General features: G+C 71.9%; 16 protein-coding genes. 11 read left to right on the top strand and 5 right to left on the bottom strand.

Annotation, left to right across the window (positions count from 1 at the left end; translation table 11 throughout):
* Both sufB and ACFO4E_RS15410 read right to left on the bottom strand, forming a co-directional pair.
* Positions 1-1413 carry a Fe-S cluster assembly protein SufB gene (gene sufB, locus ACFO4E_RS15415; protein WP_378575231.1) on the bottom strand — a complete coding sequence of 471 codons (1413 nt, stop codon included), beginning with the start codon at positions 1411-1413 and terminating at the stop codon, positions 1-3.
* A 19-nt stretch (positions 1414-1432) separates the two neighbouring features.
* The gene (locus ACFO4E_RS15410; RefSeq protein ID WP_378575229.1) at positions 1433-2179 is read right to left on the bottom strand and encodes a helix-turn-helix transcriptional regulator; all 747 of its coding nucleotides are present in this window, start codon (positions 2177-2179) and stop codon (positions 1433-1435) included.
* A gap of 399 nt (positions 2180-2578) precedes the next feature.
* Between ACFO4E_RS15410 and ACFO4E_RS15405 the strand changes: the two genes are divergently transcribed.
* The 6 genes from ACFO4E_RS15405 (at position 2579) to ACFO4E_RS15380 (ending at position 5640) form a co-directional block, all read left to right on the top strand.
* On the top strand, positions 2579-2890 hold the full coding sequence (locus tag ACFO4E_RS15405) for a hypothetical protein (RefSeq protein WP_378575226.1): 312 nt from the start codon (positions 2579-2581) through the stop codon (positions 2888-2890).
* A 102-nt stretch (positions 2891-2992) separates the two neighbouring features.
* Positions 2993-3949: an ABC transporter ATP-binding protein gene (locus tag ACFO4E_RS15400; protein WP_378575223.1), complete on the top strand. Its 957-nt coding sequence runs from the start codon at positions 2993-2995 to the stop codon at positions 3947-3949.
* On the top strand, positions 3946-4743 hold the full coding sequence (locus tag ACFO4E_RS15395; RefSeq protein ID WP_378575221.1) for an ABC transporter permease: 798 nt from the start codon (positions 3946-3948) through the stop codon (positions 4741-4743). The genes ACFO4E_RS15400 and ACFO4E_RS15395 overlap by 4 nt, the downstream gene beginning before the upstream one ends.
* Positions 4744-4802: 59 nt before the next feature.
* On the top strand, positions 4803-4991 hold the full coding sequence (locus ACFO4E_RS15390; protein ID WP_378575218.1) for a type II toxin-antitoxin system HicA family toxin: 189 nt from the start codon (positions 4803-4805) through the stop codon (positions 4989-4991).
* A 14-nt stretch (positions 4992-5005) separates the two neighbouring features.
* Complete coding sequence (locus ACFO4E_RS15385) at positions 5006-5233, top strand: type II toxin-antitoxin system HicB family antitoxin (RefSeq protein WP_378575215.1); 228 nt, start codon at positions 5006-5008, stop codon at positions 5231-5233.
* A 26-nt stretch (positions 5234-5259) separates the two neighbouring features.
* The gene (locus ACFO4E_RS15380; RefSeq protein WP_378575212.1) at positions 5260-5640 is read left to right on the top strand and encodes a hypothetical protein; all 381 of its coding nucleotides are present in this window, start codon (positions 5260-5262) and stop codon (positions 5638-5640) included.
* A 9-nt stretch (positions 5641-5649) separates the two neighbouring features.
* Here ACFO4E_RS15380 and ACFO4E_RS15375 read toward each other — a convergent pair whose 3' ends face one another.
* Positions 5650-6870 carry an arginine deiminase gene (locus tag ACFO4E_RS15375; protein WP_378575210.1) on the bottom strand — a complete coding sequence of 407 codons (1221 nt, stop codon included), beginning with the start codon at positions 6868-6870 and terminating at the stop codon, positions 5650-5652.
* 206 nt (positions 6871-7076) lie between these two features.
* Here ACFO4E_RS15375 and ACFO4E_RS15370 point away from each other — a divergent pair, with 206 nt between their 5' ends.
* The 4 genes from ACFO4E_RS15370 to ACFO4E_RS15355 all read left to right on the top strand — a co-directional run bounded on the left by ACFO4E_RS15370 (position 7077) and on the right by ACFO4E_RS15355 (position 11411).
* On the top strand, positions 7077-8054 hold the full coding sequence (locus ACFO4E_RS15370) for an EamA family transporter (protein ID WP_378575208.1): 978 nt from the start codon (positions 7077-7079) through the stop codon (positions 8052-8054).
* Positions 8055-8389: 335 nt separating this feature from the next.
* Entirely contained in the window at positions 8390-9550 is a 1161-nt protein-coding gene (locus ACFO4E_RS15365; protein ID WP_378575205.1) for a S8 family peptidase, read from the top strand.
* A 406-nt stretch (positions 9551-9956) separates the two neighbouring features.
* Complete coding sequence (locus ACFO4E_RS15360) at positions 9957-10085, top strand: hypothetical protein (RefSeq protein ID WP_378575202.1); 129 nt, start codon at positions 9957-9959, stop codon at positions 10083-10085.
* Between the two features lie 237 nt (positions 10086-10322).
* Positions 10323-11411 carry a COX15/CtaA family protein gene (locus ACFO4E_RS15355; protein ID WP_378575199.1) on the top strand — a complete coding sequence of 363 codons (1089 nt, stop codon included), beginning with the start codon at positions 10323-10325 and terminating at the stop codon, positions 11409-11411.
* Here the strand turns inward: ACFO4E_RS15355 and ACFO4E_RS15350 are convergent.
* Both ACFO4E_RS15350 and ACFO4E_RS15345 read right to left on the bottom strand, forming a co-directional pair.
* Positions 11335-12681, bottom strand: coding sequence for a PrsW family intramembrane metalloprotease (locus ACFO4E_RS15350; protein ID WP_378575197.1), 1347 nt, complete (start codon positions 12679-12681; stop codon positions 11335-11337). The genes ACFO4E_RS15355 and ACFO4E_RS15350 overlap by 77 nt on opposite strands.
* Positions 12682-12837: 156 nt before the next feature.
* Complete coding sequence (locus ACFO4E_RS15345; RefSeq protein ID WP_378575195.1) at positions 12838-13815, bottom strand: heme o synthase; 978 nt, start codon at positions 13813-13815, stop codon at positions 12838-12840.
* Between the two features lie 677 nt (positions 13816-14492).
* Here ACFO4E_RS15345 and tkt point away from each other — a divergent pair.
* Positions 14493-16613, top strand: coding sequence for a transketolase (gene tkt, locus ACFO4E_RS15340; RefSeq protein WP_378575192.1), 2121 nt, complete (start codon positions 14493-14495; stop codon positions 16611-16613).
* Positions 16614-16652 lie beyond the last annotated feature (39 nt).

The following is a 16652-nucleotide window of genomic DNA, read 5'->3' as shown; positions in this document are numbered from 1 at the left end:
TTAACCAACCGCTCCTTCCATCTGCAGTTCGATCAGCCGGTTCAGTTCCAGCGCGTACTCCATGGGCAGTTCGCGCGCGATGGGCTCGACGAACCCGCGCACGATCATCGCCATGGCCTCGTCCTCGTCCAGGCCCCGGCTCATCAGGTAGAAGAGCTGGTCCTCGCTGACCTTGGAGACCGTGGCCTCGTGGCCCATCTCGACGTTGTCCTCGCGGACGTCGACGTAGGGGTAGGTGTCGGAGCGGCTGATGGTGTCGATCAGCAGAGCGTCGCACTTCACCGTGGACTTGGAGTGGTCCGCGCCCTCCTGGACCTGCACGAGGCCGCGGTAGGAGGCGCGGCCGCCGCCGCGGGCCACCGACTTGGAGATGATGGTGGAGGACGTGTGGGGCGCGCAGTGCACCATCTTGGAACCGGTGTCCTGGTGCTGGCCCTCGCCGGCGAACGCGATGGACAGGGTCTCGCCCTTGGCGTGCTCGCCCATGAGGTAGACGGCCGGGTACTTCATGGTGACCTGGGAGCCGATGTTGCCGTCGACCCACTCCATGGTGGCGCCCTCGTAGGCGACGGCTCGCTTGGTCACCAGGTTGAAGACGTTGTTCGACCAGTTCTGGATCGTGGTGTAGCGGCAGCGTGCGTTCTTCTTGACGATGATCTCGACGACCGCGGAGTGCAGCGAGTCGGACTTGTAGATCGGCGCGGTGCAGCCTTCGACGTAGTGCACATAGGCGCCTTCGTCGACGATGATGAGGGTCCGCTCGAACTGGCCCATGTTCTCGGTGTTGATGCGGAAGTAGGCCTGGAGCGGGATCTCGACGTGCACGTTCTTGGGCACGTAGATGAAGGACCCGCCACTCCACACCGCGGTGTTGAGCGCGGCGAACTTGTTGTCGCCGGGCGGGATGACCGTGCCGAAGTACTCCTGGAACAGCTCCGGGTGCTCCTTGAGCGCGGTGTCGGTGTCGAGGAAGATGACGCCCTGCTCCTCCAGGTCCTCGCGGATCTGGTGGTAGACGACCTCGGACTCGTACTGCGCGGCGACACCGGCGACCAGGCGCTGCTTCTCGGCTTCGGGGATGCCGAGCTTGTCGTAGGTGTTCTTGATGTCCTCGGGCAGCTCCTCCCACGAGGTGGCCTGCTGCTCCGTGGACCGCACGAAGTACTTGATGTTGTCGAAGTCGATGCCGGACAGGTCGGCACCCCACGAGGGCATGGGCTTCTTACCGAAGAGCTTCAGCGACTTCAGACGGAGCTTCTCCATCCACTCCGGCTCGCTCTTCTTGCCGGAGATGTCGCGGACGACCTCTTCGTTGAGGCCGCGGCGCGCGACGGCGCCGGCCTCGTCGGAGTCGGCCCAGCCGTACTCATAGGTTCCGAGCCCTTCGAGCTCGGGGTGCGCGATTGACGTCATTACGCGGATCCTCCTGGACTCAAGAGTCCTTCACATGGCGTTGCCCGCCGTCACCCGGGATCGGGCGGGGGTTGTTCTCAGCGGCACGCATCTCCGCTGTGGCGATGTCGCGGGGAGTGACATGGGTGGTGCAGACACCGTCGCCGTGGGCGATGGTGGCGAGCCTGCGCACGGGGGTGCCGAGCAGGCGCGCGAACACCTCGACCTCGGCCTCGCAGAGCTCGGGGAACTCGGTGGCCACGTGCGCCACCGGGCAGTGGTGCTGGCAGAGCTGTTCGCCGCCGCCCGGTGCCGGTGCCGACCCGGCCGACGCCGCGTAGCCGTCGTTGGACAGCGCTTCGGCGAGGAGCCGCACCCTGTGCTGCGGCGGGACCGCGGCGAGCAGGGGCCGGTAGCGGCGCTCCAGGTCGGCGACCTGGCTGCGGGCGAATTCGGTGACGGCCTCGCCCCCGGCCTTCTCGGCGAGGAAGCGCAGGGCGCTGGACGCGAGGTCGTCGTATCCGTGGACGAAGGCACCGCGGCCGGCGTCGGTGATGGCGAAGACGCGGGCCGGGCGGCCTCGGCCGCGGCGTGCGTGCGGCCGGGCGTCGCGCGCCTCGACCATGCCCTCGGACATGAGGTTGTCGAGATGGCGGCGGATGGCCGCGGGGGTGAGCCCGAGGCGTTCCCCCAGCGTTGATGCGGTGATCGGACCGTGCTCCAGGATGAGCCGGGCCACCCGGGCGCGGGTGCCGGTCTCGGCACCCCGCTCGGAGGCAGCAGGCATCCGGGGCGCACCCGAGGGGGCGCCTCCTTCTGCTCGCTGCGGACCGCTCACCTTTTTCACAACATCAGTGTGGCGTAAATAAGTCCTGGGGGGCAAATGGTGATCCATGCCATACATCACCAAGGCAAGCCTTGCCTAACAGGGAATTCACGCGGACGCCGCCCCGAACCCACCGGGCACGCGCAGCCCGCGGCGACACGTGGCGACCACGTTCCGAGATGGCCGTCTCACATTTCGGAACGCCTGTGCGGCCGGCCCGGAGCGCCGCCCCGCGACGCCTCCCCGTTCACCGGGAACACGGAGCGCGCTCCGATATTCCCCGTCCCACCAGGGCGTCGACGGGATTCACCGGACCGGGTACGCGCCCGCCCCCGTGCACCGGGACCGGTGACGTGCCCGATGCCGTCGCCCGGACCGGTCCGATCGCCCGCTCGGAGGGCCGGCGCCCGGCGGTCAGGAATCGAGCAGCGCTGGACGACCCGGCCCGGTCAGCGTGACGCCGTACCCACCGACGACGAGAAGGTGGTCTGCTTCTTCCGCAGCGGGAAGGCCGACGAGGAGCGCTACTCGTCGTTCGGGTTCAGCACCGAGGCGGGCCTCGACGATCCCAGCGGGCTATGGCCGGCCTCATACGCCGTGACCGCGCTGACCGGGAAGGCCGAGGAGGAGATCGCCGCCCTCGTCAGGCGGGCCGCGAGCCGGACCCCGTGAGCCGCGCGCCGTGGTAGCGGCGGAGGGCGGTACGCGCAGGGCGCGGGCCGCCGCACCGGGGCGGTGCGGGGCCTTCGCGCACCCACCGTAAACTTGGCTGCCATGAGCACTGCCGCGGTCGAGGTCACCGACTTGGTCAAGCGCTACGGGGATACCACCGCCGTGGCCGGCCTGTCGTTCACCGCTCCGCGGGGGGCCGTCACCGCGCTCCTCGGGCCCAACGGCGCGGGCAAGACCAGCACCATCGAGATCTGCGAGGGCTTCCGCCGCGCCGACTCCGGACGCGTCCGGGTCCTGGGCCTCGACCCCGCCGCCGACGGCGCGCGGCTGCGGCCCCGGGTGGGCGTGATGCCGCAGTCGGGCGGCGTGCCCACCGGGGCGCGGGCGGGCGAATGGCTGCGGCTCATGGGGTCCTTCCACGCCCACCCCGTCCCCGCGTCCCTGCTGCTGGAGCGGCTGGGGCTGGTCTCCGCCGCGAGCACGCCGTTCCGCCGGATGTCGGGCGGGCAGCAGCAGCGGCTCTCCCTCGCGGCCGCGGTCATCGGCCGTCCCGAGCTGGTCTTCCTCGACGAGCCCACCGCCGGGCTCGACCCGCAGGCCAGGCGCGCCACCTGGGACCTGGTGGCCGAACTCCGCGAGAGCGGAGTGGGGGTCGTGCTGACCACGCACCACATGGAGGAGGCCGAACGCCTCGCCGACCGCGTGGTGATCATCGACCACGGGCGCGTCGTGGCCGACGGCAGCACCGACGAACTCACCGACACCCGGCAGGAGCTGCGGTTCGAGTCGGCGGCGGGACTCGACACCGCGAGCCTGCTCGCCGCGCTGCCCGCCGCGACCCGGGTGGACGTCCACCCCTGCGGTCCCGGAACCGGCGCCGGCGACCGCACCTATGTCATCGAGACCGACGCGCCCGGCGGCCTCGGCCCGGAGTTCCTGGCCACGGTCACCACATGGTGCGCGGCCAACGGGGTGCTGCCCGCCGGGCTGAGCGTGCACCGGCGCACGCTCGAAGACGTCTTCCTCGAACTCACCGGGCGGGACATCCGCGAGTCATGATCGATCACACCCGGCGGCCCGGCCAGGGCACGTTCTCCCCCGCCCCCGGCGCCGCGCCCCTGCACCGCATGGTGGCCGCCCAGGCGTCCATGGAGCTGCGCATCCTGCTGCGCAACGGCGAGCAACTGCTGCTCACCATGGTCATCCCCGTTCTGCTGCTGGTGGGCTTCAGCCTCACCTCGGTGATGGACATCGGTGAGGGGTCCCGGGTGGGCTTCCTCGCGCCCGGTGTCCTCGCCCTGGCGGTCATGTCCACGGCGTTCACCGGCCAGGCGATCGGCACGGGGTTCGAGCGGCGCTACGGCGTCCTCAAGCGGCTGGGCGCCACGCCGCTGTCGCGGTTCGGGCTGCTCGCGGCGAAGACCGCCGCGGTACTGGTTGTCGAGGTCATCCAGATCGCGGTCCTGTGCGGGGTCGCGCTCTCCCTGGGCTGGCGGCCAGCCGCCGGTGCGGCCGGGCTGGCCTACGCCGCGCTCCTCATCCTGCTCGCCACGGCGGCGTTCAGCGCGCTCGCCCTGCTCATGGCCGGCACGCTGCGCGCCGAGGCCACTCTGGCCGGGGCCAACCTCGTCTACGTCGTCCTGCTGGGCCTCGGCGGCGTCCTCTTCCCCACCGACCGCTTCCCCGAGCCGGTCCAGGCGGTCGTCCAGGCGCTGCCCATCACGGCCCTCACCGAGGGCCTCCGCTCGGTCCTCACCGAGGGCGCCGCCCCCGCCCTCCTCCCCGCCCTCACCCTCGCGGCCTGGGCGGCGATCGCGGCGGCCCTGGCCAGCCGGTACTTCCGCTGGGAGTAGACCGCCTGATTCGCTGATTCACCGGTCGCCGGCGGTCATGCGCCGATATGTTGCGCAGCATGCCGATTACAGTCCGTGAAATTATCAAACGCGTCCAACACGATGGCTGGTACCTTGAGCGAACGTGCGGCAGCCATCGCCACTTCAAACACCCCACGAAGAAGGGCGTGGTCACCATCCCTGGGCAACTCGGTAAGACCTTGCCCATCGGGACGGAACGCAGCATCCTGAAACAGGCGGGCCTGTGAACAAAGGATCGGACATGAGCAACTACGTGATCCTCATCGAACGCGCTCCAGACGGGTATGGAGCGTGGTGCCCCGACCTGCCGGGATGCGTCGCCCTAGGCGACACGATCGAAGAGACCATCTCCGAGATGCAGGACGCCATGCGCTGCCACCTTGAGCTCATGCGCGAGGACGGGCTGCCCATACCCGCTCCGAACACCGTGGCAGCCACGATGACTGCGGTGGACGTCGCAGCCGCTTGAGTCCACTCCCCGGTAGGGTTCGGCGGGTGGAGTCGATCGGGGTGCCCTGGGTGGCGGTGGTGCGGGATCTCGGGCCGCCGGTGGTGGTGCTGGGGGTCGGGGCGGTGCTGATCGCGTTGCGCCGGCCGCGACGTGCTGGGCTGCTGTGGGGGGCGCTTGGCCTCCAGGTGGCCGCCGCCGCTCTGCCCTACCTGTGGCTCGTCGTCCAGGAGGCGACCGGCCTGGCCGGACAGACCTGGGTCGGCCTGGTGATGATCCTGGTCCAGCCCGCTGTGGCGGCCCTGGGCTGGCTGCTGGCGCTGGCGGCGCTGCTGCCGCCGCGGCGCCGGGAGCGCGGGGCACCGGACGCCCCCGGCGGCCCCGCGCAACGCGCCTCCGCCTCCGCCTCCGCCGCGGCCGGGGGCTGACGGCCGGCGTCAGGCGTCGCGCTCCAGCGGGCAGGTCATGCAGTGCGGGCCGCCGCGGCCGCGGCCGAGCTCGCTGCCGCTGATCGCGATGACCTCGATCCCGTTCTCGCGCAGGTAGGTGTTCGAGGTGACGTTGCGCTCGTAGGCCACCACCACCCCGGGCTCGACGGCGAACACGTTGCATCCGTCGTCCCACTGCTCGCGCTGGGAGGAGAACACGTCCTGGACCGGCGTGAGCACCTTGATGTCGTCGAACCCGGCCGCCGCGGCGATGGCGCGGTGCATGTCCTCCGGCGGGTGGTCGGTGACCTTCAGCTCCTTCTCGTCGTCGCCGGGCTCGATCGTGTACGACGGCAGCATGCCCAGCCCGGCGTACTTGGTGAAGACGCCGTGGTCGACGTTGGTCATGACGGTGTCCAGGTGCATCACCGCCCGCGACTTGGGCATCCACAGGCCCAGGATCCGCTCGGCCCCGCCGCGGGAGAACAGTTCGTGGGCCAGCAGCTCCACCGCCTGCGGGCGCGTGCGCTCGCTCAGCCCCACCAGCACCGATCCGTTGCCGATCGGCATGACGTCGCCGCCCTCGATCGTGGCCGGCGCCCAGGCCCGGCCCGGGTTCCACACCTCGAAGTCGGCTTCGGCGAACATCGGGTGCCATCGGTACACGGCCTCGTAGTGGATGGTCTCGCGGCGGCGGGCCTTCTTGCGCATCGGGTTGATGGAGACCCCGTTGCCCAGCCAGCAGGAGGTGTCGCGGGTGAAGATGTGGTTGGGCAGGGGTGAGAGCACGAAGTCGTCGGGGCCGAGGCTGTGGAACCAGACCGACCGCGGTTCGTCGGTGCGCAGCAGCAGCTCGCGCTTGGTGATCCCGCCGATGAGCAGGCGGCGCAGCGTGGTCCGGTCCATCGCCTCGAACGCCGTGCGGATGGAGTCGACGGCCATGGGGCCGAAGAACCGCTCATCGAGGACGTTGTCGAGGATGTAGGCGGCGGCCTCGGGGATGGCCAGGACGTCCTGGAGCAGCTCGTGGAAGAGCACGACCCGCACCCCCCGCTCGCGCAGCCGCTCCGCGAACGCGTCGTGCTCCTCGCGGGCGCGCTGGGCCCACAGGACGTCGTCGAAGAGCAGCTCGTCGTTGTTGGACGGCGTGAGCCGGGTCAGCTCCAGATCCGGCCGGTGGACGAGCACCTGGCGCAGGCGGCCCACCTCGGATGTGACCGAAAACCCCATGGCTCCCTCGGCTTCCCTTCGCGATCCGGACGAATGGAGCATTCCCCGGCACCGCGGCTCTTACGCCGCACGGCCCGCGGCCGCCTCGGGAGCCTCGGCCGCGGGCCGTCCGCACCGACCCGGGGCGGTCCGCGCCGGCCGGAAGCGGGCCGCCCCGGTCAGGGGCAGGGCTGGGCACGCCCCGCGGGTTCATAGGATGATCCCCTGTGAGCGCACATGCGACGGCGAACGCCTCCTCCCGCCCCCTCCGCATCGGCCTGCCCCCGGCGGGCGCCCTCCTGCGTGCCGCCAGCGACACCATTCCGCCCACATGGATGGTCCTCATCGGTGTCGTCTCCGTCCAGATGGGCGCGGGCATCGCCAAGAACCTCTTCGGCGTCCTGCCGCCCAGCGCCGTCGTCTTTCTGCGCCTGGCCACCTCGGCGGTCGTCCTGGTCGCGCTGGCGCGCCCCGTGCTGCGCGGGCGCACCCGCGCCGACTGGATGACGGCCATCGGCTTCGGCCTGTGCCTGGCCCTGATGAACTACTCGCTGTACCAGGCCATCGCGCGCATCCCCATGGGCATCGCCGTGACGATCGAGTTCCTGGGCCCCTTGGCGGTGGCCGTCGCCGGATCGCGGCGCCGCGTGGACCTGGTGTGGGTGGCGCTGGCCGGCTGCGGCGTCCTGCTGCTCGGCCGCAGCGACGGCGACATCACCTTCGCGGGGGTGGCGTTCGCGCTGCTGGCGGGCGCCGCCTGGGCCGGCTACATCCTGCTCAGCGCGGCCACGGGACGGCGGTTCTCGGGCACGTCGGGGCTGGCCATCGCCTCGGTCGTGGGCGTCCTCGTCATGGCGCCGGCCGGAATCGCCGAGGGCGGCACCGCGCTACTGGACCCGCGCCTGCTGGTCATCGGAACGGCCGTGGGCCTGCTGTCGTCGGTGGTCCCCTACACGCTGGAGATGCAGGCGCTGCGCCGGATGCCGCCGCGGGTCTTCGGCATCCTGATGAGCCTGGAGCCGACCGCCGCGGCGCTGATCGGCCTCGCGCTGCTCGGCGAGGTGCTCTCGGTCTGGCAGTGGCTGGCCGTGGGCTGCGTCGTGGGCGCCAGCGTCGGGGCGACCCGCACACCCCCGCCCCGGCCCGCACCCGGCGCCACGCAGCTCCCCGACACGCCCGCCGCGGAATCGGGATCCGAACGCTGAGCCACGGCGGCGCCCGCGCGCCCCGGCCCGGCCACCGGGCCACCCGGTCCGACCTGCCCGGCGACCCGGATCTCTTTCACCGATCGTGATCGCGCACGGTTAAGGCATGGCCGAAAGCGGCCACTGCTCATCGGTTTCCGTTCGATCGACCCCTGTTCGACGGGTGTCGTCATACTCCGCAACCCACCGGTAACAAGCACTCTCCGTGACGATCCTTCACAATGTGCTCACCACTCATCTACGGTTCGTGCGTGCCTCGGACCGTACAAGGACCGCGGCCCACGGCGTCCCCACCATATGTACGCCGTGTCCCCATCCGGATCTGGAGGAATCACGTGGATCGATCGTCCGCCAAGCGAACGACCCTCGGCTTCACCGCGGCCGGCGTCTTCGCCGTGCCGCTCGCCTTCATGGGCGCCGGCACCGCTGGAGCCGACGACCTCGCCCCCCTGAACACCGCGGCGAACGCCGTCGAGGGCCAGTACATCGTGGTCCTTGAGGAAGGCGTCTCCGCGAACAGCGTCACCGCCTCGGACTTCGGCATCTCGTCGGAGGCCGTCGAGCACACCTACACGACCGCGATCAACGGCTTCTCGGCCGAGCTCAGCGCGGCCGAGGTCACCGGCGTCCGCTCCAACTCCAGCGTCGCCTTCGTGGAGCAGGTCGGCACGGTCGAGGCCACCGAGACCTGGGGTCTCGACCGCATCGACCAGGAGGCCCTGCCGCTCGACGACTCCTACTCCGTCGACAACACCGGCGCCGGTGTGTCGGCGTACATCATCGACACCGGCATCGAGGCCGACCACGCCGACTTCGGCGGCCGGGCCCAGGTCGGCTTCGACGCCACCGGCGGCGACGGCGCCGACGGCAACGGCCACGGCACGCACGTGGCCGGCACCATCGGCTCCAGCACCTGGGGCGTCGCCAAGGAGGCCGACCTCTACGGCGTCCGCGTCCTCGACGACAACGGCTCGGGTACCACCGACGACGTCGTCGCGGGCATCGACTGGGTGACCGCCAACGCCGTGGACAACTCCGTGGCCAACCTGTCGCTGGGCGGCGGGGCCTCCCAGGCCATCGACGACTCCGTGAACGCGCTCTCCGAGTCGGGCGTGTTCGTCGCGGTCGCGGCCGGCAATTCGGGAGCGGACGCGGGGAACTCCTCCCCCGCCCGCGCCGAGGGTGTCGCCACGGTGGCGGCTTCGGACGAGACCGACGCCTCCGCGTCGTTCACCAACTACGGGTCGGTCGTCGACATCTACGCCCCGGGCGTGGACATCACCTCCACCTGGATCGGTGGCGGCGAGGACACCATCAGCGGCACCTCGATGGCGTCGCCGCACGTGGCCGGCGCTGCCGCGCTGTACAAGGACGCCAACGGCGACGCCTCCCAGGAAGAGGTCCAGAGCTACCTGACCGACAACGCCACCGCCGACGCCCTCAGCGGCGTGCGCACCGGCACGGTCAACCTGCTGCTGAACGTCTCCACGCTGTGAGTTCCCCGCTCCCTCACAGCGTGACCCGTCCCTGACGGGTCACGGCACCGCGCGCCCGCCACGGCCCCGGCGACCCCACGGTCGCCGGGGCCGTGTGCGTATCGGAGCACCGGCGCCCGGCGCCCGCGCAGGCGACCGGGTGGCGTCTCACGGCACCGGATCCCCCTCCTCCCCGGAACCCGCGCGCCCGCCCCGCGGGCCTCCTCGCGCGGCCGCCCGTGGCCCCGCCGCCCCAGGGCCTCCGGGACACCACGTGCCCCCTGCCGGCCCACGCCGCTCACCGCCCGCTCCCCGGTCCGGAGGACCGCCATGACCGGATCCGGCCGCGCCGGAACGAGCCGGGCGGTCGGCGCGTCTGCGTTCCCGGTGGGCGCCACCCGGGCGCTCCGGTACGGAGGTAGTACGCATGCGGATGACCATCAAGCGGGCCTTGGCGATCGCGGTTCTCGCCGCGGCGGGCACGATCGCCCTCACGGGGACGGCGACCGCCGACGACGGCGGGTCCTTCGCACCCGCCTACTACCAAGGCAAGTAGCGCACGGCGGTCCCAGGCGTCCGGCGCCGGGACCGTGGTGCATCCCCGGCGGGTGTGTCCCGCCCGCTCCGGGACCGCTCCCCCCGCGCCCTACGGTCCGGCCCGGCCGGGCCGGACCGTAGTGCGCGCATGCGCCGACCGAGCGGCGGCTCCGGCGAGAGACCGGCGTTCGCGCTGGTCATGCGCCCCGTCGAACCCCGATCCGGGGACCGGTTCGGCAGTACTACAGTGTGTCGTATGCGTGGTCTCCCAGGTCCGGCCGTGTTCGCGGCGGACGACATCGTCATTCTGTCCGTGCCGTTCTGGGCCTGGCAGGTCGCCTTCGCCGCCGTCATGGTCGGCGGCCTGATCCTGCTCGCCCGCACCGCCCTGCGGCCGACGACCGCCACGCTGCGGTGGTGGGGCCTCGCCAACATCGCGGCCAACGCGGGCATCGCCGTCACCGGGGCGACGGTGCGGGTGACCTCGTCGGGGCTGGGCTGCTCGGAATGGCCGCGCTGCACCGAGGAGAGCTTCGTCCCCATCGGCACCGGGCACGCCGCGCTGAACGCCGCCATCGAGTTCGGCAACCGCATGCTGACGTTCGTGGTGCTGGCCGTGGGGATCATCGTCTTCGTCGCCGTGCTGCGCAGCCGCCCCCGCCGGCGCGACCTGCTGACCCTGGCGACGATCATCCCGCTGGGTGTCCTGGGCCAGGGCGTGGTCGGCGGCATCACCGTCTGGTCCTCGCTCCACCCCGCCTCCGTCGCCGCGCACTTCCTGCTGTCCATGGTCGTCGTCGTGCTCACGGTCGCGTTCTACGTGCGCTGCCGCGAGCCCGAGGGGGTCCTGCGGCCCACCGTGTCCCCCCTGATGCGCGGGATCGCCACGGCCCTGGTCCCGGTCGGGTTCGCGCTGCTGGTGGCGGGCACGGTGGTCACGGGCACCGGTCCGCACGGCGGCGACGCCGAGGCGCCGCGGTGGGGCTTCGACATCGTCGCCGTCACCCGCGTGCACTCCGTGCTCGCCTGGGCCGTCACCCTGGGCGCCGTGGTCCTCGCCGTCCTGGCGGTGCGGGCCGGGACGCCGCGCGGCGTGCGCACGCCCGCTCTGCTGCTGGTGGCCTCCGTCCTGGCCCAGGGCGCGGTCGGCTACGCCCAATACCTCCTGGGCCTGCCCGAAGCCCTCGTGGTGCTGCACGTCCTGGGCTCGACGCTGGTGTGGGTCGCGATCCTGCGGGTGTACTTCGGGACCGCCGAGCGGGTCGCGGTCACCGCTGGGGAGGCCGCGGCCCCGGATTCGGCGGCCGGTGACCGGGCAGACCCGACGGCTGCGGCCCGCCCGTAGCGGGGCGCCGCTCGGCGTCGCGCTCCGCCTGTGCCCTGGCGATCACCTGCGCGAAGTCCGCCCGCTTGAGGAACCCGGAGTCGGTCACGCTCGGCGCCCAGACGGGCGCCGCGGGGCGCTCCACGCGGCCGAGGAACGCCTCGCGCGCCACGTGCATGAGCGCGAGGAAGGAGTCGCGCCGGGCCTCCCACTGCGGGCGGGCCACCCCGCGGTCCAGCCGCTGGTGCAGGAGCGCCAGCTCCGTGGCGGCGAGCTGGTAGTCCTTCATCGCCGCCCGCCCGCGCTGGCCGGCGTTGCGCTGGGCCCAGTTGCGGGCCCGGCGCCGTACCCGCATGGAGCTGAGCATCCGGACGTCGGCGGGGGTGACCAGGCCGGTCGGGATGTAGGGCGGCAGGTAGTACGAGATCGCCGCGACCTGGCGGCGCCGGTCCTGCACCGCCACCGCGATGACCGCGAGCAGCACGAAGAACAGCAGCACGTAGGCGATGCCGAACCCGAGCCAGCCGAAGATCGTGGCCCCGTTCCACAGCCCGTGCAGCAGCACCGCCGCGGCCCAGCCGACCACCGGGGCGACGAGGCGCAGTGCGCCGCGGTTGATCGCGGCGTAGGCCACGCCGATCCCGATCATCGACGTGTACAGCGGGTGGCCGAACGGGGAGACCAGGCCGCGCAGCACGAAGGTGAACGCCAGGCCGAAGAACCCCGACTCGAAGTAGGCCGTGAGGAAGTAGAGGATGTTCTCGGTGAAGGCGAACCCGGTCGCCACCATCGCCGCGTAGATGACGCCGTCGGTGTAGGAGTCGATCTCGTAGCGGCGCCGCCACAGCAGGATGAGCAGCACGAGGCCCTTCGCGCTCTCCTCGACCAGCGGCGCGCCCACGGCGGTGGTGACGAACACGCCGACATCGGGGCCGAACACGGGGACCGCCCACAGCTCCATGCCGAGCGTGTTGAGGACGAAGGAGACGACCACCGCCACGCCCGCGCCCCAGAGGAACGCGAAGACGAGCATCTGCCCCGGCTCGGGTTCGAGCCGGTCCAGCAGCAGGATGAGCGGGACCAGGATCGCGACGGGGATGACCGCGGCGACGAGGCTGATGACGAAGCCCACGACGCCGGCGACCCCGCCGCTGGAGAGTCCGGACCAGAGCAGGTAGCCGATCATCGCCAGCATGCACAGGACGCTGAAGAAGATGCCGATGGTCAGTCCGATGGAGCGGCGCCCGGGCGGGCGCCCCTCCAGAATCGCTTTCGCGTCAAGTCCGGGCATGGCCCCAGATCGTAACGTGCCGGCTGCCGCCGGGGAATTCCACCCCGCTCCTGAACAGCCGTTTCGCGCTCCCCGGAGACGCGGAGCGCCCCTCGGCGGGGCGGGCCCGGACGGCGCCGCGGAGCCCCGGGCCGCCGGGGACCGGCGCCGACAGGGTCAGGCCAGGAAGCCCGCGAGCAGCGGGTCGATCGTCACCGCGGAGAACAGCAGCGCCAGGTAGGCGTTGGACAGGTGGAAGAAGCCCATGGTCTTGAGCTCGGGCCCGGTGGCCCCGGCGCGGACGCGGGCGAGCAGCCGGTGGGCCTGCACCAGCAGCAGCGCCCCCAAAGCCAGCGCGACCACCGGGTAGAACAGGGTGGTCCCGGCGACCGGCCACAGCAGGAGCGACACCACGACGGTGGCCCAGCTGTAGAGGACGCACTCCAGCAGCACCCGGCGCTCGCCGGCCACGACCGGCAGCATCGGCACCTTGGCCGCGGCGTAGTCCTCGCGGTAGCGCATGGCCAGCGCCCAGGTGTGCGGCGGCGTCCAGAAGAACACGACCAGGAACAGGATGAGCGGCGCCCAGTCGAGCCGGTTGGTGATGGCCGACCAGCCGATCAGCACCGGCATGCAGCCCGCGATGCCGCCCCACACCACGTTCTGCGCCGTGCGGCGCTTGAGCAGCAGCGTGTAGACGAAGATGTAGAACAGGATCGCGAACGCCGACAGCGCCGCCGAGAGCACGTTGACGAACACGGCGAACCCGACCGTGGAGCCCACGGCCAGCACCAGCCCGTAGGTCATCGCGCCGCGCGGGGTGACCTGGTCCATGGCCACCGGCCGGCGCCGCGTGCGGCGCATCTCCTGGTCGATGTCGCGGTCGATGTAGCAGTTGATCGCGTTGGCGCTGGCCGCCGACATCGTGCCGAACACCAGGGTGGCCAAGGCCGTCCACAGGGGCGGTACGCCGGCGGCGGCCACGAACATCACCGGGATGGTCGTGATCAGCAGCAGCTCGATCACGCGCGGCTTGGACAGCGCGACATAGGCGCGCACGTAGGCGCCCAGGGAGGTGCCGCGCTGCGGGGCCTCGGGGCGGGCGGCGCCGTGGACCTGCGCGGCGCCCTGCGGGGGTTCGTCGAGCAGGGCCATCAGTGCCGCCGGGTGCCCGGCACCGCGCGGGGGGCCGTGGTATCGGGGGACATCCGGTCTACGGACACAGACACGCTGAACCTCAAACGAATCGGGGATGTTCACTGCTCGCCACAGAGGGGTCCGGGTCTCAATCGACGCCACGCCAGGAACCGCACAACCCCGTCAACGACATACTGTAGTACTCGCCGCGGCGCCCCCTCGACCGGGGCGCGGTCTCGCATCACCCCCCGCTGCACTGGGCATCCGCCCTGCTGCGGGGCGCCCCGCTCTCCGCGGCCGTCCGCGCGCAGCGCCGCCGCCGGCCCTGCGGCGGCCTCCGGTCCCCGCACGCGCCCCGCTTTGTCCGCATCCGGCCGGAGCGGCGGCGGCGCCCGCTCTCCCCCGCACCCGCCCGTGAATCGCGTCGCACGCGGTCCCGATGAGACGTGTTGAACATGCCGTGCCCGCGTTGGGGCGATAGGCTCGCAGTTGGTCGCACCTGTCGCGTTCGGAATTCGCGTGCCCCGCAGCGGACCCGGGAGATCCGGGCCGGCCGATGGTCCGGCCGGCCGCGTGCGGGCTCAGCGCGCCGACCGCCGTCAGGGCGGCGCGACCATGGACAACCTCACATTCACGATCCCCGGACGATGACGCCCGGGCATCAGCTGGATGCGCGAAAGGAGCCCTGAGCCCGCGTGAACATCGACACCTCGGAATCCCTTGAGTGGTCGGACCTCGACCGTCGCGCCGTCGATGTGGTCCGCGCACTCGCGATGGATGCGGTCGAGGAGGCGGGCTCCGGCCACCCGGGCACCGCGATGAGCCTCGCGCCCGCCGCCTACCTGCTGTTCCAGAAGGTCATGCGGCACGACCCGAGCGATCCCCACTGGGTCGGCCGCGACAGATTCGTCCTCTCCGCCGGACACTCCAGCCTCACCCTCTACATCCAGCTCTTCCTGGCCGGCTACGGCCTGTGCCTTGAGGACCTCATGCGGCTGCGCCAGTGGGACAGCCTCACCCCCGGGCACCCCGAGCACGGCCACACCCCCGGTGTGGAGACCACGACCGGCCCGCTGGGCCAGGGCGTCGGCAACGCGGTCGGCATGGCCATGGCCGCCCGGCGCGAGCGCGGTCTGTTCGACCCGGAGTCCGCCCCCGGCGAGAGCCCCTTCGACCACTTCGTCTACGCGATCTGCTCCGACGGCGACGTCCAGGAGGGCATCAGCCACGAGGCCAGCTCGCTGGCCGGCACCCAGAAGCTCGGCAACCTCGTCGTCATCTACGACGACAACCACATCTCCATCGAGGACGACACCCAGATCGCGTTCTCCGAGGACGTCGCCGCGCGCTACCGCGCCTACGGCTGGCACGTCCAGGAGATCGACTGGACCGCGGGCGGCACCTACCACGAGGACGTCGCGCAGCTGCACGGCGCCATCCTTGCCGCGCAGGCCGAGTCCGAGCGCCCCTCCTTCATCCGGTTGCGCACCATCATCGGCTGGCCGGCGCCGAACAAGCAGAACACCGGCGCCGTCCACGGCGCGGCCATGGGCGCCGACGAGGTCGCGGCCACCAAGCGGATCCTCGGCCTCGACCCCGACGCGGTCTTCGACGTCGCCGAGGAGGTCCTGGCCTTCACCCGCGAGGCGATCGACCGCGGGCGCGCGGCGCGCACCTCGTGGGACAGCGGGCTCGCCGCCTGGCGCGAGAGCGCCGGGGAGCGCGCCGAGCTGTTCGACCGCCTCCAGTCGGGCACCCTCCCCAAGGGCTGGGAGGACGCGCTGCCGGTGTTCCCGGCCAGCGAGAAGGGCATGGCCACCCGCAAGGCCGGCGGCGAGGTGCTGAGCGCCCTCGCGCCGGTGCTGCCGGAGCTGTGGGGCGGGTCGGCCGACCTCGCGGGGTCCAACAACACCACCCCCAAGGGCGAGCCCTCCTTCATCCCCGAGGAGTACTCCACCAAGATGTTCTCGGGCAACCGGTTCGGCCGGGTCCTGCACTTCGGGGTCCGCGAGCACGGCATGGGCTCGATCCTCAACGGCATCGCCCTGCACGGGCCCACCCGCCCCTACGGCGGCACCTTCCTGGTCTTCAGCGACTACATGCGCCCCGCGGTGCGGCTGGCGGCGCTCATGAAGCTGCCGGTCGCCTACGTGTGGACGCACGACTCGATTGGCCTGGGCGAGGACGGCCCCACCCACCAGCCGATCGAGCACCTGTGGGCGCTGCGCGCCATCCCCGGGCTCGACGTCGTCCGGCCGGCCGACGCCAACGAGACCGCGGTGGCCTGGCGCACGATCCTGCGCAACGGCGACCGCCCCTCGGCGCTGGCACTGACCCGGCAGAACGTGCCCACCCTCGACCGCACGGTCTACGCCTCCGCCGAGAACACGGCCAAGGGCGGCTACATCTTGGCCGAGGCCGGCGACGGCAAGCCCGCAGCGGTGATCATCGCGACGGGCAGCGAGGTCTCCATCGCCCTGGAGGCCCGCACCCGCCTGGAGGAGTCGGGCGTCGGGACGCGTGTGGTGTCCATGCCCAGCGTGGAATGGTTCCGCGAGCAGGACGAGTCCTACCGCAACGAGGTGCTGCCGCCCAACGTGCCGGCCCGGGTCTCGGTCGAGGCCGGGATCGGCATGGGCTGGCGGGAGTTCATCGGCGACCACGGCGAAGCGGTGTGCCTGGAGCACTTCGGCGCGTCCGCTCCCTACGCGACCCTGTACGAGCAGTTCGGGCTGACCCCCGACCGGGTGGTGGCCGCGGTGCACGCGAGCATCGCGAAGCTCGGCGGCGAGTACGGAACGACGACCGGAAACTGATCGATGTGGCGGGGGTCCTTCACCGAACCGGGGAAGGAC

It is taken from the genome of Nocardiopsis mangrovi (assembly GCF_042653925.1).
Classification (GTDB): domain Bacteria; phylum Actinomycetota; class Actinomycetes; order Streptosporangiales; family Streptosporangiaceae; genus Nocardiopsis_B; species Nocardiopsis_B mangrovi.
This window is presented reverse-complemented; position numbering and strand designations above follow the sequence as displayed.

What these genes read in the sequence shown, in the direction of transcription:
- ACFO4E_RS15385 (WP_378575215.1), top strand. Translation starts at nt 5,006, where the DNA reads ATGAGCAACTACGTGATCCTCATCGAACGCGCTCCAGACGGGTATGGA.
- ACFO4E_RS15375 (WP_378575210.1), bottom strand. Translation starts at nt 6,870, where the DNA reads ATGGGGTTTTCGGTCACATCCGAGGTGGGCCGCCTGCGCCAGGTGCTC.
- ACFO4E_RS15350 (WP_378575197.1), bottom strand. Translation starts at nt 12,681, where the DNA reads ATGCCCGGACTTGACGCGAAAGCGATTCTGGAGGGGCGCCCGCCCGGG.
- ACFO4E_RS15360 (WP_378575202.1), top strand. Translation starts at nt 9,957, where the DNA reads ATGCGGATGACCATCAAGCGGGCCTTGGCGATCGCGGTTCTCGCCGCG.
- ACFO4E_RS15410 (WP_378575229.1), bottom strand. Translation starts at nt 2,179, where the DNA reads ATGCCTGCTGCCTCCGAGCGGGGTGCCGAGACCGGCACCCGCGCCCGG.
- ACFO4E_RS15345 (WP_378575195.1), bottom strand. Translation starts at nt 13,815, where the DNA reads ATGGCCCTGCTCGACGAACCCCCGCAGGGCGCCGCGCAGGTCCACGGC.
- sufB (WP_378575231.1), bottom strand. Translation starts at nt 1,413, where the DNA reads ATGACGTCAATCGCGCACCCCGAGCTCGAAGGGCTCGGAACCTATGAG.
- ACFO4E_RS15390 (WP_378575218.1), top strand. Translation starts at nt 4,803, where the DNA reads ATGCCGATTACAGTCCGTGAAATTATCAAACGCGTCCAACACGATGGC.
- ACFO4E_RS15400 (WP_378575223.1), top strand. Translation starts at nt 2,993, where the DNA reads ATGAGCACTGCCGCGGTCGAGGTCACCGACTTGGTCAAGCGCTACGGG.
- ACFO4E_RS15355 (WP_378575199.1), top strand. Translation starts at nt 10,323, where the DNA reads ATGCGTGGTCTCCCAGGTCCGGCCGTGTTCGCGGCGGACGACATCGTC.
- ACFO4E_RS15395 (WP_378575221.1), top strand. Translation starts at nt 3,946, where the DNA reads ATGATCGATCACACCCGGCGGCCCGGCCAGGGCACGTTCTCCCCCGCC.
- ACFO4E_RS15405 (WP_378575226.1), top strand. Translation starts at nt 2,579, where the DNA reads ATGCCGTCGCCCGGACCGGTCCGATCGCCCGCTCGGAGGGCCGGCGCC.